Here is a 16586-nt window from a genome sequence, read left to right as displayed (position 1 = left end):
TCGCTCCTACATTGGTTTTTTGCGTTCTTAAGATTTGTTTTGCTCCAACGTATTAACGGACTGCCATGAAACTCTCCCCTCTCGCCCTGTCGCTGACCCTCCTGCCGGCCGGCCCACTGCTGGCCGACACCTTCGAACGCGATCAAGCCCTGAAGCTGCCCGACGTGCTGATCAGCGCCAACCGTCAGGTCGAAGCGCGCAACGACAGCAGCGCCGCCAACACCGTGTTCACTCGCGAAGACATCGACCGCCTGCAACCAGACAGCGTCACCGAACTGCTGCGCCGGGTGCCGGGGGTGCAGGTAGCGCAAACCGGTGGTCGCGGCAGTCTGCCGGGGATTTACATTCGCGGCACACAGTCGGCGCAAAGCCTGGTGCTGGTGGACGGTCAACGCATCGGCAATTCATCGTCGGGCGACAGCAATCTGCAACACATCAACATTGAACAGGTCGAGCGCGTAGAAGTGTTGCGCGGCTCCCGTTCGGCGATTTATGGCAGCGATGCGATTGGCGGGGTGATCCAGATTTTCACCCGGCGTGGCAGCGAACCGGGAATGCGTCCACAAATGCATGTCGGTTTCGGCAGCAACCAGACCGGGGAACGCAGCCTCGGCTTGTCTGGCGGCGATGAGCAGACACGCTTCAATCTGGGTGCCAGCCTCAATGAAACCGCGGGAATAAATCGCACTCACGAGTCGTATCCCAGCGATGGCGATCACGATGCATACCGCAATAAATCGTTCAGCCTGAGCCTCAGCCATGCCCTGACCGATGACATTGAAATCGGCGCCAATGTGCTGGATAACCGTGGCAAAACTGAATACGACAACCCGTTCGGTCGCTTCGACCTGAATACCTTCGAGTCAGTCCAGGAGCAGCCCTACAACGAGTTCGACGTGAGCAGCGTCAGCAGCTACGTCGACGCGCGGGTCAACGATCTGTGGAAAACCCGCATCGAATTCGGTCACAGCGAAAACCGCGAGAAAACCTTCGACAAACTCAGTGATGAACGCAGCGTGTTTAACACCTACCGCGACTCGGTGAACTGGCAGAACGACCTGACACTCAACGAGCGCAACAGCCTGATTCTTGGCGGTGACTGGTATGAAGACCGGCTCAACAGCAGCACCGCATTCGAGGAAGACAGTCGCTGGAACCGCGCAGCATTTATCCAGCATCGCTTTCAGGCCGAGCACTTCTCCACCGAGCTGGGTTTGCGCCGTGACCAGAACCAGCAATTCGGCGGCCAGAACAGCTGGAGCGGCACCCTGACCCTGCCGCTGAACCCTGACAACGATGTGCTGCTGACCTACAGCGAAGGTTTCCGCGCACCAACCTTCAATGACTTGTATTACCCGGACTTCAGCAACCCCGACCTGAAACCGGAAACCTCGAAAAGCTACGAGTTGCAATGGCGCAGTCAGTTGACCGAGACCAGTCGACTGGAAGCATCGCTGTACCGTACTGACCTTGAAGACGCGATCATCTTCGGCAGCAACTCACGCCCGGAAAACGTTGCGTCGGCACGGATCAACGGCTTTGAAGCGGCGTTGAAGCAAGAACTGTTCGGTTGGCAGAGCAATCTCGGCGTGGCGATCATCGACCCACGGGACCGCGAAACCGGCCACACCCTGGCCCGCCGCGCACGCCGCACTGTGAGCCTGGACCTCGACCGGCAGTTTGATCGATTGGGCCTCGGTGCCAGTTGGCAGGCGGTCAGCAACAGCTATGACGACTTGAACAATCAGCAGCCATTGGGCGGTTATGCGTTGCTGGGCTTACGCAGTAGCTGGGCGCTCAATCGCCAGATCAATCTCGAGCTGAAGGTCGATAACCTGCTGGACAAGGGTTACAGCCGAGTGCTGTACAGCCATGAAGGCAATCAGTATGGGTATCGCGAGGAAGGTCGGGCGTGGATGTTCGGGGTGACCTGGACACCGGAACTCTGACCCACGAGCGTTCCCACGCTCCGCGTGGGAACGCATCCCGTGACGCTCTGCGTCACATCAAGAGCGGACGCGGAGCGTCCATGGCGGCGTTCCCACGCAGAGCGTGGGAACGATCATTCAAAGCTTTTTAGCGATCCGGCGCAATCAACTGGCACAACTTGGCGGTTGCCTCGATCATCTGCCCACTGGGCCGTTCCAGGCCTTTGTCCGTGACCAATCGCAACTGACCTTGCGCCACGGCCGTGACCTGCGGCCATGCCTTCCACGCATCAAGCTGCGCCTGATCACTCGCCAGAATCAGCTCGGGATTACGCTGCAACACTGCCTCCACACTGACTTGCGGCGCCGGCAACGTCAGGTCGGCAAATACGTTACGGGCGCCGCAAACCTCCAGCGCATCACTGATGATCTGCCCGCCACCGACGGTGTAAAGCGGCCGATCCCAGACCTGATAGAACACCCGCACTGGTTGATCCCGTCGATAGCGTTGACGCAATTGCGTCAGCCGCTGACGTAGATCGGCAGTCAGTGCAGCCCCGCGTTCGCGGCGGCCGAGTCGCGAGGCGATCGCCTCGATCTGCTGGGTCAGTTGATCGAGTGTGTGTGGCTCGGCGACGAAAGTCGGGATGTTCAGGCGCTGGAGCTGATCACGCTGGGCCGGGCTGACGCTGCCGGGCCAAAGCAACAGCAAGTCGGGCTGCAGGCTGAGCAAGCGCTCGATGTCCAACTGACCGTAGCGGCCAACGGAAGGCAGATGCTTGAGTTCGGCGGGACGCTCACCGGCATCCAGCACACCCACCAACAGGTCGGCCGAACCCAGTTCAACAACGATTTCGGAAAGAGAAGGCGCGAGGCTGACGACTCGCTCGACCGCGCTTGTCGAACCACTGAAGGCCAACAGCAGAACCGTCAGCCAGACCGCGCGCATCAACCGAGTTGACGCGGAATACGGTAGAGATAGAACAGCACCGCGGTCGACAGTGCCAACAACATCAGCGGTACTGCCTCGAGGCCGACGAACACCGCCAACGCACCAATCCAGGCCGGCAGGCCAGCGACGAGCAATGCCGCACGGCGCTTGGCTGCCAGGCTGATCCACGCAGCGGGTTCTTCTGGAGTGTCGAGGGCTTTCTGGGTGGCGATCAGCGCGTGTTTGTATCGACCGAAAAACTTCAGGCTGACGAACATCGAGGCGACGCCAGCGATGAACAATGGCATCGCCAGCACTGGCAGAATCGCTTCGGTCTGGCCGTACACACCGTTGATCACGAACAGCGGCAACAAGGCCAGCGCCAGGTATTGCCACCAGTTGACGGACAGTCGCCGCCGCACCTGACCGCGGGTCACGCCCGGTCTACCTCGCCCTGATGCTCATTACCCATCATGTGGTCGAGCTTGCTGGCTTTGGTGGCCAGATAGAGTTTGTTGTGCGGATTATGGCCGGTGTGCAGCGGCACGCGCTCGGCAACCACGATGCCCATGTCGGTCAAGGCTTTGACCTTGCGTGGGTTGTTGGTCATCAGACGCAGGGACTTGACGCCCAGGTGCTCGAGCATCGGCAGGCACATGGCGTAATCCCGCTGGTCCGCGGCAAAGCCCAGGCGCTCGTTGGCTTCAACGGTGTCGGCACCGCCATCTTGCAATTCGTAGGCGCGGATCTTGTTCAGCAGGCCGATGCCACGACCTTCCTGCCGCAAGTACAACAGCACGCCACGGCCTTCACGGGCAATGGCTTGCAGCGCGGCCTCCAGTTGCGAACCGCAATCGCAGCGCTGGCTGAACAAGGCATCGCCGGTCAGGCATTCGGAATGCAGCCGGCCGAGTACCGGGGCACCGTCGGCGATCTCACCCAGGCTCAGCACGACGTGCTCGCGGCCGGTGGCTTCGTCGAGAAAACCGTGCATGGTGAATTGCGCAAAAGGCGTTGGCAGCTTGGAAGCGGCGACAAAAACGACAGGCACCGGTGTGCTCCTGATCTAAAGAGTCTGAAGATTCGCAGGTCGGCATTGTAACAGCACGTTCCGGGCGACGCTTAGGCTGAATTATCGGCGATAACTATCAAAAAGTTTGATATCCGGCCCGATCTGTTTCTGCAGGAGTCGCCGCAGGCTGCGATCTCTTGATCTTGTAAAGCAAAAATCAAAAGATTACAGGTTTCGGCAGCGCCTCAAGAGGGTTGGTTAATTGCGCCGAGCCATCCTGGTTCTCCCACTTAACCCCTCAGACGAAAATCCACACCAATCCTTGCATCGCCAGCCAGGCAAACACCCCGGCCAATACGTCATCGAGCATGATCCCGACACCGCCGTGGACGTGCCGGTCGATCCAGTGAATCGGCCAAGGTTTGAGAATATCGAAGAGGCGGAACATCAAGAACCCTGCCAACAGCCACTGCCATCCTTCGGGCACCAGCCACAAGGTAATCCACATTCCGACCATTTCGTCCCAGACGATGCCTTCATGGTCGTGTACGCGCAAATCATCGGCCACTTTGCCGCACAGCCAGAACCCGAACAGCATGGTGATGCCGAGCATCAACCAGTAGCCCCAGTCGGGCAGCATCTGCCACAGCGGAACAAAGGGTAGCGCAACTAACGACCCCCAAGTCCCCGGAGCCTTTGGCAAGGTGCCCGAGCCGAAGCCGAACGCCAAAAAATGCCACGGATTACGCCAGACCGACGACGGCACGAATTCCGCCGGGACCTGCTTGGGGTGATCTGTCACGGTGACTCCCGAAAATGTTGGTAACCCCGGGTTTGCGGGGTGATGTCCTGTCCGTCGGCATCCAGCAGCGTCACGCCCTGCCCGCTCACCACGCGGCCGATCACATGAATCGGCCAACCGTTGGCCAGCAACGTCGGCAACTCGACGGACGGTAAAGTGAACGCCAGTACGTAGTCATCGCCACCGCTCAGGGCTGCGCTTTGCGCATCGGGCTGGCCCAGGAAGGCCACCAGCGCCTGCGACAGTGGCAAACGGTCACGCTCGACTTGCAGGCCGACCTTCGACGCGAGAGCGATATGCCCGCAATCCGCGAGCAGGCCATCGGAAATGTCCAGCGCCGAAGTAGCCTTGCCGCGCAAAGCCTGGCCCAGCCCGAGTTGTGGTCGCGGTGACCAGTAGTGCGCCAGCAACGGCTCGGCGATGGCAGCATCTGCCGTGCGCTGACCGAGCACCAGCGGCAACGCGCCGGCGGCATTGCCCAACTCACCGCCGACACACAACAGATCGCCCGCTTGTGCGCCGCTGCGGGTCAACGCCTTGCCGGACGGCACGCGGCCAAACACGGTCATGGTCAGGCTCAACGGCCCCCGAGTCGTATCGCCACCGACCAACGCCACGCCGCAACTTTGCGCCATCTGGTTCAAACCACGGGCATAGGCTTGCAACCAATCGGTGGTTACCGTCGGCAAGGTCAGGGCAAGGGTAAAGGCGACCGGAGTGGCGCCCATGGCGGCGAGGTCGCTGACGGCCACGGCCAGCGAGCGCTGGCCGAGCAGAAAAGGATCGCAGGGGTCGGCGAAATGCACACCAGCCACCAGCGTATCGGTAGATATGGCCAACTGTTCCCCGGGAGGAACAGCCAGCAAGGCGCAGTCGTCGCCGATCCCGAGGGCAACGCCTTCGCCGCCCTGCGCACAAGGCGCGGCGGCAAAGTAATTGCGGATCAGCTCAAACTCGCCCATGGCGCAGTCAAGAGGTTCAAGCGCGGATCAGCGCTTGAACGCCTTCACTTCAGCTTCACGCAGACGCGGAGCCAGCTTGTCGAGCACACCATTGACGAACTTGTGGCCGTCGGTGGAACCGAAAACCTTGGCCAGTTCGATACCTTCGTTGATCACAACGCGGTACGGCACGTCGACGCGCTTGAGCAGTTCCCAGGTGGACAGACGCAAAACCGCCAGCTCAACCGGGTCCAGTTCTTCGATGGTCAGGTCGAGGCACGGCGTGAGTGCAGTGTCGATTTCGGTCTTGAACTGCGGAACCCCGTGCAGGATTTCGCGGAAATAGGCGCCATCGACATCGGTGAAATCGTTATCGACCCGGAACTGCGCTTCGATCTCGTTCAGCGACTGCTTGGCCATGTGCCATTGGTACAGCGCCTGGGTCGCGAGCTGACGGGCTTCGCGGCGCTTGACGCTTTTCGATGGCTTGCCGGCATCCGCAGGCTTTGGATCGCGCGGGTTGAAACGATCGCTTTCGTCGCTAATCACTTGGCCTCCAACTGCGCCAGCAGGCTGACCATTTCCAGAGCGGACAGGGCAGCTTCAGCACCTTTGTTGCCGGCCTTGGTGCCGGAACGTTCGATGGCTTGCTCGATGGAATCAACGGTCAGGACGCCGAAAGCGACCGGTACGCCGAATTCCATGGACACCTGGGCCAGGCCCTTGGTGCACTCGCCAGCCACGTATTCGAAGTGCGGAGTACCGCCACGAATGACCGCGCCCAGGGCGATGATTGCTGCGAACTCGCCTTTCTGAGCGACTTTCTGCGCAACCAGCGGAATTTCGAAGGCGCCAGGCGCGCGGATGATGGTGATGTCGCTTTCGCTCACGCCGTGGCGAACCAGGGCATCAACTGCACCGCTGACCAGGCTTTCAACGACGAAGCTGTTGAAACGGCCCACTACCAAAGCGTAGCGGCCTTTAGGGGCGATGAAGGTACCTTCGATGGTCTTCAGGGTCATTCGTTAGATCTCTTAAAGAGCCGGGACACGTCTCGTACGCATCCCTCAGTGATATTTGAACCGCGAATACAGCGCCGGAAATCGCACATCGGTGTTCACTTGCACATCTATGTGGCGAGGGAGCTTGCTCCCGCTGGGCTGCGAAGCGGCCCCTATTGTGGGTGCTGCGCACCCAGGCGGGAGCAAGCTCCCTCGCCACAATAAATCAAATATGCCTTGAGCGAACAACGAGGCCAAAACCCGGCGTCTTATTCGGAGGGCACGTATTCTACAACTTCCAGATCGAAACCGGATATCGCATTAAATTTCATCGGTGCGCTCATCAAGCGCATTTTGCGCACGCCCAGGTCTCGCAGAATCTGCGAACCGGCACCGACAATGCTGTAGGTGGTCGGTTTTTTCGGGGTGGCGTGGTCGGCGGTTTCGCGGATATGCGCCAGCAACACGTCGCCATCGAGCGGGTGACCGAGCAACAACACCACGCCACTGCCGGCCTCGGCAACCGCAGCCATGGCGGCACGCAGGCTCCAGCGCCCTGGTTGCTTGACCATCAACAGGTCGCGCAGCGGGTCCATGTTGTGCACCCGAACCAGGGTCGGCTCTTCTGCGCAAACGTTGCCCAGAGTGAGCGCCATGTGCACGTCGCCTTCCACCGAATCACGATAGGTCACCAGGTTGAATTGGCCCAGTTCGCTGTCCAGCGGCTGCTCGGCAATCCGCTGAACGGTACGTTCGTGGATCATCCGATAGTGAATCAGGTCGGCAATGGTGCCGATCTTGATGTCGTGTTCGGCGGCAAACGCTTCCAGTTCGGCGCGACGGGACATGGTGCCATCGTCGTTCATCACTTCGCAGATCACGCCGCTTGGCTCGAAACCGGCCATGCGCGCCAGGTCGCACGCCGCTTCGGTGTGGCCGGCACGAGCCAGCGTACCGCCGGCCTGGGCCATCAGTGGGAAAATATGGCCCGGGCTGACGATGTCTTCGGCCTTGGCATCACGGGCCGCAGCCGCTTGCACGGTGCGCGCACGGTCGGCGGCGGAGATGCCGGTGGTGACACCGGTGGCCGCTTCGATCGATACAGTGAACTTGGTGCCGAAACCGGAACCGTTGCGCGGCGCCATCAATGGCAGCTTGAGCAATTCACAGCGCTCGCGGCTCATCGGCATGCAGATCAGTCCACGGGCGTGCTTGGCCATGAAGTTGATGTGTTCGGGCTTGCAGCACTCGGCGGCCATGATCAGGTCGCCTTCGTTCTCGCGGTCTTCGTCATCCATGAGGATGACCATCTTGCCTTGGCGGATATCTTCAACCAGCTCTTCGATGCTATTGAGCGCCACAAGGCACCCCCTTCTTTTGAAATTTGAGCTTCAGGATTTGAGGTAGCCGTTGGCGGCCAGAAAGCTTTCGGTGATGTTGCCGGAGGCTGGTTCTGCAGCCTTGTCGCCCAACAGCAGACGTTCCAGATAACGGGCCAGCAAGTCCACTTCCAGGTTCACCCGGCGACCTGGCTGGTAGGACGCCATGATGGTTTCACTCAGGGTGTGCGGAATGATGGTCAGCAGGAATTCCGCGCCATCGACCGCGTTCACGGTCAGGCTGGTGCCGTCGACAGTAATCGAGCCTTTATGCGCGATGTACTTGGCCAGGTCTTTTGGCGCGCGGATACGGAATTCCACGGCGCGGGCGTTCTCGGTGCGGGCAACCACTTCGCCCACACCATCGACGTGACCGCTGACCAGATGCCCGCCGAGGCGCGTGGTCGGGGTCAGGGCTTTTTCCAGATTGACCGGGCTGCCGCTTTTCAGGTCGTTCATGGCGGTGCAGTCGAGGGTTTCACGGCTGACATCCGCCGCAAAGCCATTGCCCGGCAATTCAACGGCAGTCAGGCACACGCCATTGACCGCGATGCTGTCGCCCAGTTTGACGTCGCTCAGGTCGAGCTTGCCGGTTTCGACGTGAACCCGCACATCACCGCCCTTTGGGGTCAATGCACGAATACTGCCGATGGATTCGATGATGCCGGTAAACATGAGGTTCTCCTCGAGAACAAAGCCAGCGCCTACGCGATGGCCGGGAATTATACGCTCGCGGCTGGCGAAGGAATGGCAGTGACCCGCCAGTCATCGCCAACCGCGCGAATTTCGGTGATTTTCAGCTCGGGCGCATCCTTCATGTGCGCGAGCGGCCAATCCAGCAACGGCAGCGCCGAAGAGCCCATGAACTTGCCGGCGATGAAAATCTGGAACTCGTCCACCAGACCGAGTTGGGCGAAGGCACCCGCCAGCCGTGGGCCGGCCTCGACCAATACTTCATTGACGTCACGCCTGGCGAGCTCGACCAGCAACTGACGAAGATCGACCTGCCCATCGTAGCTCGGCACGATCAGGCATTCCGGGCCATTGGCATATTGTTCTTCCACCGCCACGCACGTCGCCACCAACGCTGGGCCAGCCTTGAAGAACGGTGCATCCAGCGGCACCCGCAGACGCCCGTCGACCAGCACCCGCAAGGGTGGCCGGCTCATGGCCAGTGCGGTTTGCTCCCCGTCCAGGCCCAGCTCATCGGCGCGTACGGTCAAACGGGCATTGTCCGCCAGCACCGTGTCCGCGCCAGTCAATACCACGCTGGCCTGGGCTCGCAGGCGTTGCACCGCCGAACGCGCCGCCGGGCCGGTGATCCATTGGCTCTCGCCGTTTTCCATCGCCGTGCGACCGTCAAGGCTCATGGCCAGTTTGACCCGCACGAACGGCAGGCCGTGTTCCATGCGTTTCAGGAAACCTTGATTGAGCTTGCGCGCTTCGCTTTCCAGCACACCGCTTTCGGTGGCGATGCCCGCCTGCTCCAGACGTTGCAGGCCACGGCCGGCAACCTCCGGGTTCGGGTCCTGCATGGCCGCGACGACCCGCGCCACACCGGCATTCACCAGCGCATCGGCGCAGGGCGGTGTGCGGCCGTGGTGGCTGCAAGGCTCGAGGGTGACGTAAGCGGTCGCGCACCGGGCCAGTTCACCGGCGGCGCGCAAGGCATGGACTTCGGCGTGGGGTTCACCGGCGCGCTCATGCCAGCCTTCGCCGACAATTTGCCCGGCCTGGACGATCACGCAGCCAACCCGTGGATTGGGATGCGTCGTGTAGTGCCCCTTGCGCGCCAGTTCGAGGGCGCGCGCCATGTAATGCGCGTCGAGGATGGCCTGTTCGGCGGACGTGGTCATTCTTTCACCGGCTCACGGGCCAGGCGATCGATTTCTTCGCGGAACTCGTTGAGGTCCTGGAAGCGGCGATACACCGAAGCGAAACGGATATAGGCGACTTCGTCGAGCTTTTGCAGCTCGGCCATCACCAGTTCACCGACCACCAGGGACTTGACCTCGCGTTCGCCGGTGGCGCGCAGTTTGTGTTTGATGTGCACCAGCGACGATTCGAGGCGTTCGACACTCACCGGGCGCTTTTCCAGCGCCCGCTGCATGCCGGCACGGAGTTTTTCTTCGTCGAACGGCTGGCGACTGCCGTCGGTTTTGATCAGGCGCGGCAACACCAGTTCGGCGGTCTCGAACGTCGTGAAACGTTCGCCGCAGGCCAGGCATTCACGCCGGCGGCGCACCTGTTCGCCCTCGGCGACCAGACGCGAGTCGATGACCTTGGTGTCGTTGGCACCGCAGAAGGGACAGTGCATGGTGGCAGGCAACAAAAAAAGGGAGGGCCATGGTAGCGCATCCCGGTGGCAAGACAAGCCATAGGGTTTGCGGTATACAGACGGGATGATCAATTGATCCATGGATTTCATCTTTCCGGAGCTGCCAATGTCGTTACGTCCGCTCGTTTTGCTCAGCCTTTTCAGCCTGTTGGTGGCCTGCAGCAGCGATGCACCCCAGCCCCAGCCGCCAACGCCCGGCCCTGCGCCGCAACAAGCGCAGAAAAAAGCCAAAGAGGCCGCCAAACTCGGCCCGTTGCCCGCCCATCAACGGGAATTGAGCGGCACTCTGCAAGGCGTGCCGACCGGTGCCGAAGTCGAACTGGCCTTGCTGGTGATCGATGACAAGGACCGCCCGCAACAATTGCTCGCCAGTTCCAGCCTGATCGGCAACAACCAGATTTTGCCGTTCCACCTGCGTTTCAATCCAGAATCCTTCCCCGCCGGTGCCCGTGTCGAACTGCGAGGCCGCGCCAGCCAGTCCGGCCAGTTGATCCTGCATCTGCCGTCGCAAGTGATTACCCAGCCGACGACCCAGGCGCTGGGCCAGCTGCAATTCGTCAAAGCCCCATGAGTGCACCGCTCGACCTGCAACAGGCGTTGGGTGAACTGCTCGGTGATGCGCGCTTGGTCGCCTGTGAGCTACCGCAGACCGATCTGAAGTTGTGGCTGATCGACGGCGACAACATGGACCGTGCCTTCAGCCCAGAAGAAACCCGGCGCATCCTGCACGAGCCGCCATACTGGAGTTTCTGCTGGGCCAGCGGGTTGGCCGTAGCCCGTTATCTGGCCAACAACCGGCATTGGGTCGAAGGCAAACGCGTGCTGGATTTTGGCGCAGGGTCCGGTGTGGCGGGCATTGCCGCGGTGAAGGCCGGCGCACTGGAAGTAGTGGCCTGTGACCTTGATCCGCTGGCGATTGCCGCCTGTCGGGCGAATGCCGAACTCAATGGCGTACAACTCGACTACTCGACGGATTTTTTTGCCGAGGCCGATCGCTTCGATCTGATTCTGGTGGCGGACGTGCTGTACGACCGGGCCAACCTGCCATTGCTCGATGAGTTCTTGAGTCGTGGCCGGGAGGCGCTGGTGGCGGATTCGCGGGTACGGGATTTTCGCCATCCGCTGTACCGGCGTATCGAAATGCTCGAAGCCATGACCTTGCCGGATCTGGCCGAGCCGGAAGAGTTTCGGCATGTGAGCCTGTATCACGCCGCCCGGACATGAACGTTCCCACGCTCCGCGTGGGAATGCAGCCCAAGACGCTCCGCTTCTCAAAAGCAGACGCAGAGCGTCCCTTGAGGCGTTCCAACGCAGAGCGTGGGAACGATCAATGTTCCGACTTCCGGCCGCCCCCCACCAGGCCGTATAGTGGCCCCATTCACGCTTTTACGAGATTGCCCATGAGTCAGCAAACGCCGTACATCTTCGACGCCACGACTGCCGATTTTGACCAGTCGGTGATCGAGAACTCTTTCCACAAACCGGTGCTGGTGGATTTCTGGGCCGAATGGTGTGCGCCGTGCAAAGTGTTGATGCCGATGCTGCAGACCATCGCCGAGAGCTATCAGGGCGAATTGCTGCTGGCCAAGGTCAACTGCGACATCGAACAAGACATCGTCGCCCGCTTCGGTATTCGCAGCCTGCCGACCGTGGTGCTGTTCAAGGACGGTCAGCCGGTGGACGGGTTTGCCGGTGCGCAGCCGGAATCCGCTGTACGCGCCTTGCTTGAACCTCATGTGCAGATGCCACCACCTGCCGCGGCCGATCCGTTCGAACAGGCCCAGGCCTTGTTCGACGACAGCCGATTCGCCGATGCCGAAGCGCTGCTCAAAGTCATCCTGGGCGAAGACAACACCAACGCCAAGGCCCTGATTCTCTACGCACGCTGCCTCACTGAGCGCGGTGAGCTGGGCGAGGCGCAAGTTGTGCTCGATGCGGTCAAGAGCGATGAGCACAAGGCTGCCCTCGCCGGTGCCAAGGCGCAGATCAAGTTTCTCGGGCTGGCCCGGGATCTGCCGGATGCCGCTGATTTGAAGGCGCGACTGGCGAAAGACCCCCAGGACGACGAAGCGGTCTATCAACTGGCGATTCAGCAATTGGCCCGCCAGCAATACGACGCCGCGCTGGATGCCCTGCTCAAGTTGTTCATCCGCAATCGCAGCTACAACGAAGGCCTGCCGCACAAGACCTTGCTGCAAGTGTTCGAGCTGCTGGGCAATGACCACCCGCTGGTGAGCACCTACCGTCGCAAGTTATTTGCTGCGCTGTACTGATCACGCCCCGTAGGAGCCGGCTTGCTGGCAATGCACGATGACGCGGTTCACCTGCTGAAACGCAGCGTCCGCATCGCCAGCAAGCCGGCTCCTACAGCCAGCGATAGATCGGTGTATCGCCGCCGCTTTCCACCTTCACATCCGGGCTGTGGCGCAGGCGCACCAACAAGCGCTTGCCCGCTGCGGCGCTGCCGGTCAGTGCTTCGAGTTGATCGAGCAGATCCGGCCCGCTCAACTGTCCGGCCTTGCGCAGCAAATCCCTGGCGACCTGCCACAGCGAATCATCCTGGCTCATCGGTTTCGCCGCTGGCGCGCTGACGTCGACTTTATCGACCTGCAACTGCGCGCCCAGCCTGGCCCAGTCGGCGTCATCCATTTCCAGCGTCAAATCCACCGGCCAGTCGCCGATGCTTCCGCGAATTCGCAACATAAGTCTGCTCCTGCACATTTCTGACTTGCATGCTCCCATGGGACTTGTGCAACGCCAAGCAGCCAGTCAAACTCTCCGCACTTACGTTATAAGATTACATAACAGATTGTTCACTTTACTTTCCGGAGACTCGCCATGCGTCGTCTGTTGCTCGCTTTGCCGTTTGCCTTGTTGCCCCTGGCTGTCGCCCATGCGGCTGACGAGCATGACCATGATCACGATCATGAACACGGCAGCCTGGGTGCCCATGAGCACGGTGTCGGCCGGCTCAACGCGGCGCTGGACGGCCAGACCCTCGAGCTGGAGCTGGAAAGCCCGGCGATGAACCTGGTGGGCTTCGAACATGCCGCGACCACCGACGCCGACAAAGCCAAAGTCGCAGCGGTTCGTACTCAGCTGCAGAAACCACTGACGCTGTTCAACCTGGCGAAAGCTGCAGGCTGCGTGGTGCAAAACCAGACCCTGGAAAGCCCGCTGTTTGGCGATAAACCAGACGTCGATGATGACCACGATGGCGACGCCAAGGACGAGCATCATCACGACCACAGCGAAATCCACGCCCACTACCAGTTCACCTGCGCCACACCGGCGGCGCTGAAGACCCTGGATCTGGCGAACATTTTCAACAGCTTCCCGGCGACCCGGACCATTCAGGTCCAACTGATCGGCCCGAGCGGCCAGCAAGGGGTTGAAGTGACGGCCCAGGCCGCGGCCCTGAAATTCTGAATCTATCCGGATCCTGTAGGAGCAAGGCTTGCCCGCGATGAACAATAGCGCGGAGCTCCTGTTAAACCGCGGTGTAGCCATCGCGAGCAAGCTTTGCTCCTACGGATCATCAACATTCTTGAAATCGGCGCCATGACCCAAACACTCATCGAACTGTCCGACCTGGGCTTCAGCTGGCCCGGTCATCCGCCGCTGCTGGACATTCCGGCGTTTCGCCTTTCACCTGGTGAAACCCTGTTCCTCAAAGGCCCCAGCGGCAGCGGCAAGACCACCCTGCTCGGCTTGCTGGGCGGCGTGCAGAAGCCTGATCGCGGCAGCATTCGCCTGCTCGGCCAGGAGCTCACCGAACTGTCGGCCGGTGCCCGCGATCACTTTCGCGTCGATCACACCGGCTACATCTTCCAGCAGTTCAACCTGCTGCCGTTTCTGTCGGTGCGAGAAAACGTCGAACTGCCCTGCCACTTCTCCAAACTGCGCGCCGAACGGGCCAGGCAGCGTCACGGCAGCGTCGATAAAGCCGCCGCCACCCTGCTCGCCCACCTGGGTTTAAAGGATGAAAACATCCTCGGTCGGCGTGCCGATTCGCTGTCCATCGGCCAACAGCAACGAGTGGCCGCCGCACGCGCGTTGATCGGTCAGCCGGAGTTGGTGATCGCCGACGAACCGACTTCGGCGCTCGATTACGACGCCCGGGAAAACTTCATTCGCCTGCTGTTCGCCGAATGCCGCGAAGCCGGGTCGAGCCTGTTGTTCGTCAGCCATGACCAGAGCCTGGCGCCGCTGTTCGATCGCAACCTGTCGCTGGCCGAGCTCAATCGCGCCGCCAGCCCGTCCGAGGTCTGAGATGTATTTGTTCCGTCTAGCCATGGCCAGCCTGGCTAACCGTCGCTTCACCGCGATTTTGACCGCGTTCGCCATTGCCCTGTCGGTGTGCCTGCTGCTGGCCGTCGAGCGCGTGCGGACCGAGGCCAAGGCCAGTTTCGCCAGCACCATCAGCGGCACCGACCTGATCGTCGGCGCGCGCTCCGGCTCGGTGAATCTGTTGCTGTACTCGGTGTTCCGCATCGGCAACGCCACCAACAACATCCGCTGGGACAGCTTCGAACACTTCGCCAACAACCCGAAAGTGAAATGGGCGATCCCGATGTCCCTCGGCGATTCCCATCGCGGCTATCGGGTAATGGGCACCACCGAGGCCTACTTCGAGCATTACCAGTACGGCCGTCAACAACACCTGGAACTGGCCGCTGGCCGCGCCTTCGCCACTGATCCGTTTGAAGTGGTGCTCGGCGCCGAAGTGGCCGATGCGCTGCAATACAAGCTCGGCGAAAAACTGGTGCTGGCCCACGGCGTGGCGGCGATCAGTCTGGTCAAGCACGATGACAAACCGTTCACTGTGGTCGGCATTCTCAAGCGCACCGGCACACCGGTGGACCGAACGCTGCACATCAGCCTCGGCGGTATGGAAGCGATTCACGTCGACTGGCACAACGGTGTGCCGGCCCGGGGCAACGGGCGAATCAGCGCCGATCAGGCACGCAACATGGACCTGAAGCCGCAAGCGATCACCGCGTTCATGCTCGGCCTCAACAGCAAGATTTCGACCTTCGCCGTGCAACGCGAGATCAACGAATTCCGTGGTGAACCGATGCTGGCGATCCTCCCGGGGGTGGCGCTGCAGGAGCTGTGGAGCTTGATGAGCACCGCCGAAAAAGCCTTGTTCGTGGTGTCCTTGTTCGTGGTGCTGACCGGGTTGATCGGCATGCTCACAGCGATTCTCACCAGCCTCAATGAACGCCGCCGCGAGATGGCGATTCTGCGTTCGGTGGGCGCACGGCCGTGGCATGTTGCGACCTTGCTGGTGCTTGAGGCTTTTGCCCTGGCGCTGTCCGGCGTAGTGGCGGGCGTGGCACTGCTGTACGTGTGCATCGCCGCGGCCCAAGGTTACGTGCAAGCCAATTACGGGCTGTTTTTGCCATTGGCCTGGCCCAGCGAATATGAATGGACGCTGCTCGGTGGCATCCTGATCGCCGCGCTGCTGATGGGCAGCGTGCCGGCCTGGCGTGCTTATCGCCAATCCCTGGCTGATGGCCTGTCGATCCGTTTATGAGGACTTTGAAAATGCCCCGCGCTGTCTTTGCGCTGTTGATGCTGGTCGCCCTGCCGCTATGGGCGGCCGAGCCGAAAGAGCTGACCTGGTCGGAAATGATCCCGCCGGATGCCGCACCGGAAGTGCCGAACATGACGCCGCTGCACGACCTGTCGAAGATGAGCGATGCATTGTCTGCCGAGTCAGCGCCAGCAGCGAAGCAGGACATGCCCAATGCGCCGGTGGTCAAAGCGCTCGACGGGCAGAACATTCGCCTGCCGGGCTACATCGTGCCGCTGGAAGTGAGTGAAGACGGACGCACCACGGACTTTCTGCTGGTGCCGTATTTCGGCGCCTGCATTCACGTGCCGCCACCGCCGTCGAATCAGATCGTGCATGTCAAAAGCGAAGTCGGGGTGAAGCTCGATGAGCTGTATCAGCCGTACTGGATCGAAGGGCCGATGCAGGTCAAGCCCTCCACCAGCGAATTGGCGGATGCCGGGTATCAGATGGAAGCGCAGAAAATTTATCTGTATGAATTGCCCGAATGAGTCCGGAGTTGTTTTGTTGATTCAGAAGATGCTTTCGCGGGCAAGCCTCGCTCCTGCAGCACGCGGGGTGCGGCGACCGCGTTCTGTGGTTCATGAGCACTGCATTACAGGCGCTTCGGGCGCAACGCTGAACCTGTAGATACTCTGTTCACGGTCAAGCTTTCGCGAGATGTTTTTCGCTAAAA

Annotated in this window: 20 protein-coding genes; 8 read left to right on the top strand and 12 right to left on the bottom strand. The window is 61.0% G+C overall.

The window, feature by feature from the left end:
* Window positions 1-65: 65 nt before the first annotated feature.
* Complete coding sequence (locus tag D8U73_RS26410) at window positions 66-1949, top strand: TonB-dependent receptor (RefSeq protein ID WP_130906180.1); 1884 nt, start codon at window positions 66-68, stop codon at window positions 1947-1949.
* A 127-nt stretch (window positions 1950-2076) separates the two neighbouring features.
* Here D8U73_RS26410 and D8U73_RS26405 read toward each other — a convergent pair whose 3' ends face one another.
* From D8U73_RS26405 to nrdR, 11 genes are all read right to left on the bottom strand, one after another.
* On the bottom strand, window positions 2077-2877 hold the full coding sequence (locus tag D8U73_RS26405; protein WP_130906179.1) for a cobalamin-binding protein: 801 nt from the start codon (window positions 2875-2877) through the stop codon (window positions 2077-2079).
* Entirely contained in the window at window positions 2877-3296 is a 420-nt protein-coding gene (locus D8U73_RS26400; protein WP_130906178.1) for an MFS transporter, read from the bottom strand. Before D8U73_RS26400 ends, D8U73_RS26405 begins: the two co-directional genes overlap by 1 nt.
* Entirely contained in the window at window positions 3293-3910 is a 618-nt protein-coding gene (gene ribA / locus D8U73_RS26395; RefSeq protein ID WP_044465292.1) for a GTP cyclohydrolase II, read from the bottom strand. Before ribA ends, D8U73_RS26400 begins: the two co-directional genes overlap by 4 nt.
* 259 nt (window positions 3911-4169) lie before the next feature.
* Entirely contained in the window at window positions 4170-4673 is a 504-nt protein-coding gene (locus D8U73_RS26390; protein WP_130906177.1) for a phosphatidylglycerophosphatase A, read from the bottom strand.
* Window positions 4670-5635: a thiamine-phosphate kinase gene (gene thiL / locus D8U73_RS26385; protein ID WP_130906176.1), complete on the bottom strand. Its 966-nt coding sequence runs from the start codon at window positions 5633-5635 to the stop codon at window positions 4670-4672. Before thiL ends, D8U73_RS26390 begins: the two co-directional genes overlap by 4 nt.
* A 27-nt stretch (window positions 5636-5662) precedes the next feature.
* On the bottom strand, window positions 5663-6163 hold the full coding sequence (gene nusB, locus D8U73_RS26380) for a transcription antitermination factor NusB (RefSeq protein ID WP_008053839.1): 501 nt from the start codon (window positions 6161-6163) through the stop codon (window positions 5663-5665).
* Window positions 6160-6636 carry a 6,7-dimethyl-8-ribityllumazine synthase gene (gene ribE / locus D8U73_RS26375; RefSeq protein WP_003228649.1) on the bottom strand — a complete coding sequence of 159 codons (477 nt, stop codon included), beginning with the start codon at window positions 6634-6636 and terminating at the stop codon, window positions 6160-6162. The genes nusB and ribE overlap by 4 nt, the downstream gene beginning before the upstream one ends.
* A gap of 248 nt (window positions 6637-6884) precedes the next feature.
* Complete coding sequence (gene ribBA, locus D8U73_RS26370) at window positions 6885-7976, bottom strand: bifunctional 3,4-dihydroxy-2-butanone-4-phosphate synthase/GTP cyclohydrolase II (RefSeq protein WP_056855846.1); 1092 nt, start codon at window positions 7974-7976, stop codon at window positions 6885-6887.
* A 30-nt stretch (window positions 7977-8006) separates the two neighbouring features.
* Entirely contained in the window at window positions 8007-8669 is a 663-nt protein-coding gene (locus D8U73_RS26365) for a riboflavin synthase (protein ID WP_056855847.1), read from the bottom strand.
* Between the two features lie 47 nt (window positions 8670-8716).
* A complete protein-coding gene (gene ribD / locus D8U73_RS26360) occupies window positions 8717-9850 on the bottom strand; it encodes a bifunctional diaminohydroxyphosphoribosylaminopyrimidine deaminase/5-amino-6-(5-phosphoribosylamino)uracil reductase RibD (protein WP_130906175.1) in 1134 nt (377 codons plus the stop codon).
* On the bottom strand, window positions 9847-10311 hold the full coding sequence (gene nrdR / locus D8U73_RS26355) for a transcriptional regulator NrdR (RefSeq protein WP_003228656.1): 465 nt from the start codon (window positions 10309-10311) through the stop codon (window positions 9847-9849). Before nrdR ends, ribD begins: the two co-directional genes overlap by 4 nt.
* A gap of 127 nt (window positions 10312-10438) precedes the next feature.
* Between nrdR and D8U73_RS26350 the strand changes: the two genes are divergently transcribed.
* From D8U73_RS26350 to trxA, 3 genes are all read left to right on the top strand, one after another.
* Window positions 10439-10903 (top strand): YbaY family lipoprotein, encoded by a 465-nt coding sequence (locus D8U73_RS26350; RefSeq protein WP_056855905.1) that lies wholly within the window; start codon window positions 10439-10441, stop codon window positions 10901-10903.
* Window positions 10900-11556 (top strand): 50S ribosomal protein L11 methyltransferase, encoded by a 657-nt coding sequence (locus tag D8U73_RS26345; protein WP_056855849.1) that lies wholly within the window; start codon window positions 10900-10902, stop codon window positions 11554-11556. Before D8U73_RS26350 ends, D8U73_RS26345 begins: the two co-directional genes overlap by 4 nt.
* 176 nt (window positions 11557-11732) lie before the next feature.
* Window positions 11733-12605: a thioredoxin gene (trxA, locus tag D8U73_RS26340; protein ID WP_056855850.1), complete on the top strand. Its 873-nt coding sequence runs from the start codon at window positions 11733-11735 to the stop codon at window positions 12603-12605.
* 91 nt (window positions 12606-12696) lie between these two features.
* On the opposite strand, the gene D8U73_RS26335 is transcribed toward trxA, so the two are convergent.
* On the bottom strand, window positions 12697-13035 hold the full coding sequence (locus D8U73_RS26335; protein WP_056855851.1) for a hypothetical protein: 339 nt from the start codon (window positions 13033-13035) through the stop codon (window positions 12697-12699).
* A 135-nt stretch (window positions 13036-13170) separates the two neighbouring features.
* Between D8U73_RS26335 and D8U73_RS26330 the strand changes: the two genes are divergently transcribed.
* The 4 genes from D8U73_RS26330 (at window position 13171) to D8U73_RS26315 (ending at window position 16401) form a co-directional block, all read left to right on the top strand.
* Window positions 13171-13761, top strand: coding sequence for a DUF2796 domain-containing protein (locus D8U73_RS26330; RefSeq protein ID WP_130906173.1), 591 nt, complete (start codon window positions 13171-13173; stop codon window positions 13759-13761).
* A 132-nt stretch (window positions 13762-13893) separates the two neighbouring features.
* On the top strand, window positions 13894-14604 hold the full coding sequence (locus D8U73_RS26325) for an ABC transporter ATP-binding protein (RefSeq protein ID WP_056855853.1): 711 nt from the start codon (window positions 13894-13896) through the stop codon (window positions 14602-14604).
* Between the two features lies 1 nt (window position 14605).
* Window positions 14606-15871, top strand: a complete 1266-nt coding sequence (locus tag D8U73_RS26320; RefSeq protein WP_130906172.1) for an ABC transporter permease — start codon at window positions 14606-14608, stop codon at window positions 15869-15871.
* A gap of 11 nt (window positions 15872-15882) precedes the next feature.
* On the top strand, window positions 15883-16401 hold the full coding sequence (locus D8U73_RS26315) for a DUF3299 domain-containing protein (RefSeq protein WP_056855855.1): 519 nt from the start codon (window positions 15883-15885) through the stop codon (window positions 16399-16401).
* Window positions 16402-16586: the final 185 nt, after the last annotated feature.

Source organism: Pseudomonas sp. Sample_22, from assembly GCF_004307635.1.
Lineage (GTDB): Bacteria > Pseudomonadota > Gammaproteobacteria > Pseudomonadales > Pseudomonadaceae > Aquipseudomonas.
Note: the sequence above shows the minus strand (reverse complement) of the source record. Positions and strands in the feature narration are given on the sequence as shown.

Coding starts and splice junctions, on each gene's coding strand:
- thiL (WP_130906176.1), bottom strand. CDS start 5,635: ATGGGCGAGTTTGAGCTGATCCGCAATTACTTTGCCGCCGCGCCTTGT.
- D8U73_RS26350 (WP_056855905.1), top strand. CDS start 10,439: ATGTCGTTACGTCCGCTCGTTTTGCTCAGCCTTTTCAGCCTGTTGGTG.
- D8U73_RS26365 (WP_056855847.1), bottom strand. CDS start 8,669: ATGTTTACCGGCATCATCGAATCCATCGGCAGTATTCGTGCATTGACC.
- D8U73_RS26330 (WP_130906173.1), top strand. CDS start 13,171: ATGCGTCGTCTGTTGCTCGCTTTGCCGTTTGCCTTGTTGCCCCTGGCT.
- D8U73_RS26405 (WP_130906179.1), bottom strand. CDS start 2,877: ATGCGCGCGGTCTGGCTGACGGTTCTGCTGTTGGCCTTCAGTGGTTCG.
- D8U73_RS26320 (WP_130906172.1), top strand. CDS start 14,606: ATGTATTTGTTCCGTCTAGCCATGGCCAGCCTGGCTAACCGTCGCTTC.
- nrdR (WP_003228656.1), bottom strand. CDS start 10,311: ATGCACTGTCCCTTCTGCGGTGCCAACGACACCAAGGTCATCGACTCG.
- ribE (WP_003228649.1), bottom strand. CDS start 6,636: ATGACCCTGAAGACCATCGAAGGTACCTTCATCGCCCCTAAAGGCCGC.
- D8U73_RS26335 (WP_056855851.1), bottom strand. CDS start 13,035: ATGTTGCGAATTCGCGGAAGCATCGGCGACTGGCCGGTGGATTTGACG.
- D8U73_RS26315 (WP_056855855.1), top strand. CDS start 15,883: ATGCCCCGCGCTGTCTTTGCGCTGTTGATGCTGGTCGCCCTGCCGCTA.
- D8U73_RS26325 (WP_056855853.1), top strand. CDS start 13,894: ATGACCCAAACACTCATCGAACTGTCCGACCTGGGCTTCAGCTGGCCC.
- ribD (WP_130906175.1), bottom strand. CDS start 9,850: ATGACCACGTCCGCCGAACAGGCCATCCTCGACGCGCATTACATGGCG.
- trxA (WP_056855850.1), top strand. CDS start 11,733: ATGAGTCAGCAAACGCCGTACATCTTCGACGCCACGACTGCCGATTTT.
- D8U73_RS26345 (WP_056855849.1), top strand. CDS start 10,900: ATGAGTGCACCGCTCGACCTGCAACAGGCGTTGGGTGAACTGCTCGGT.
- D8U73_RS26410 (WP_130906180.1), top strand. CDS start 66: ATGAAACTCTCCCCTCTCGCCCTGTCGCTGACCCTCCTGCCGGCCGGC.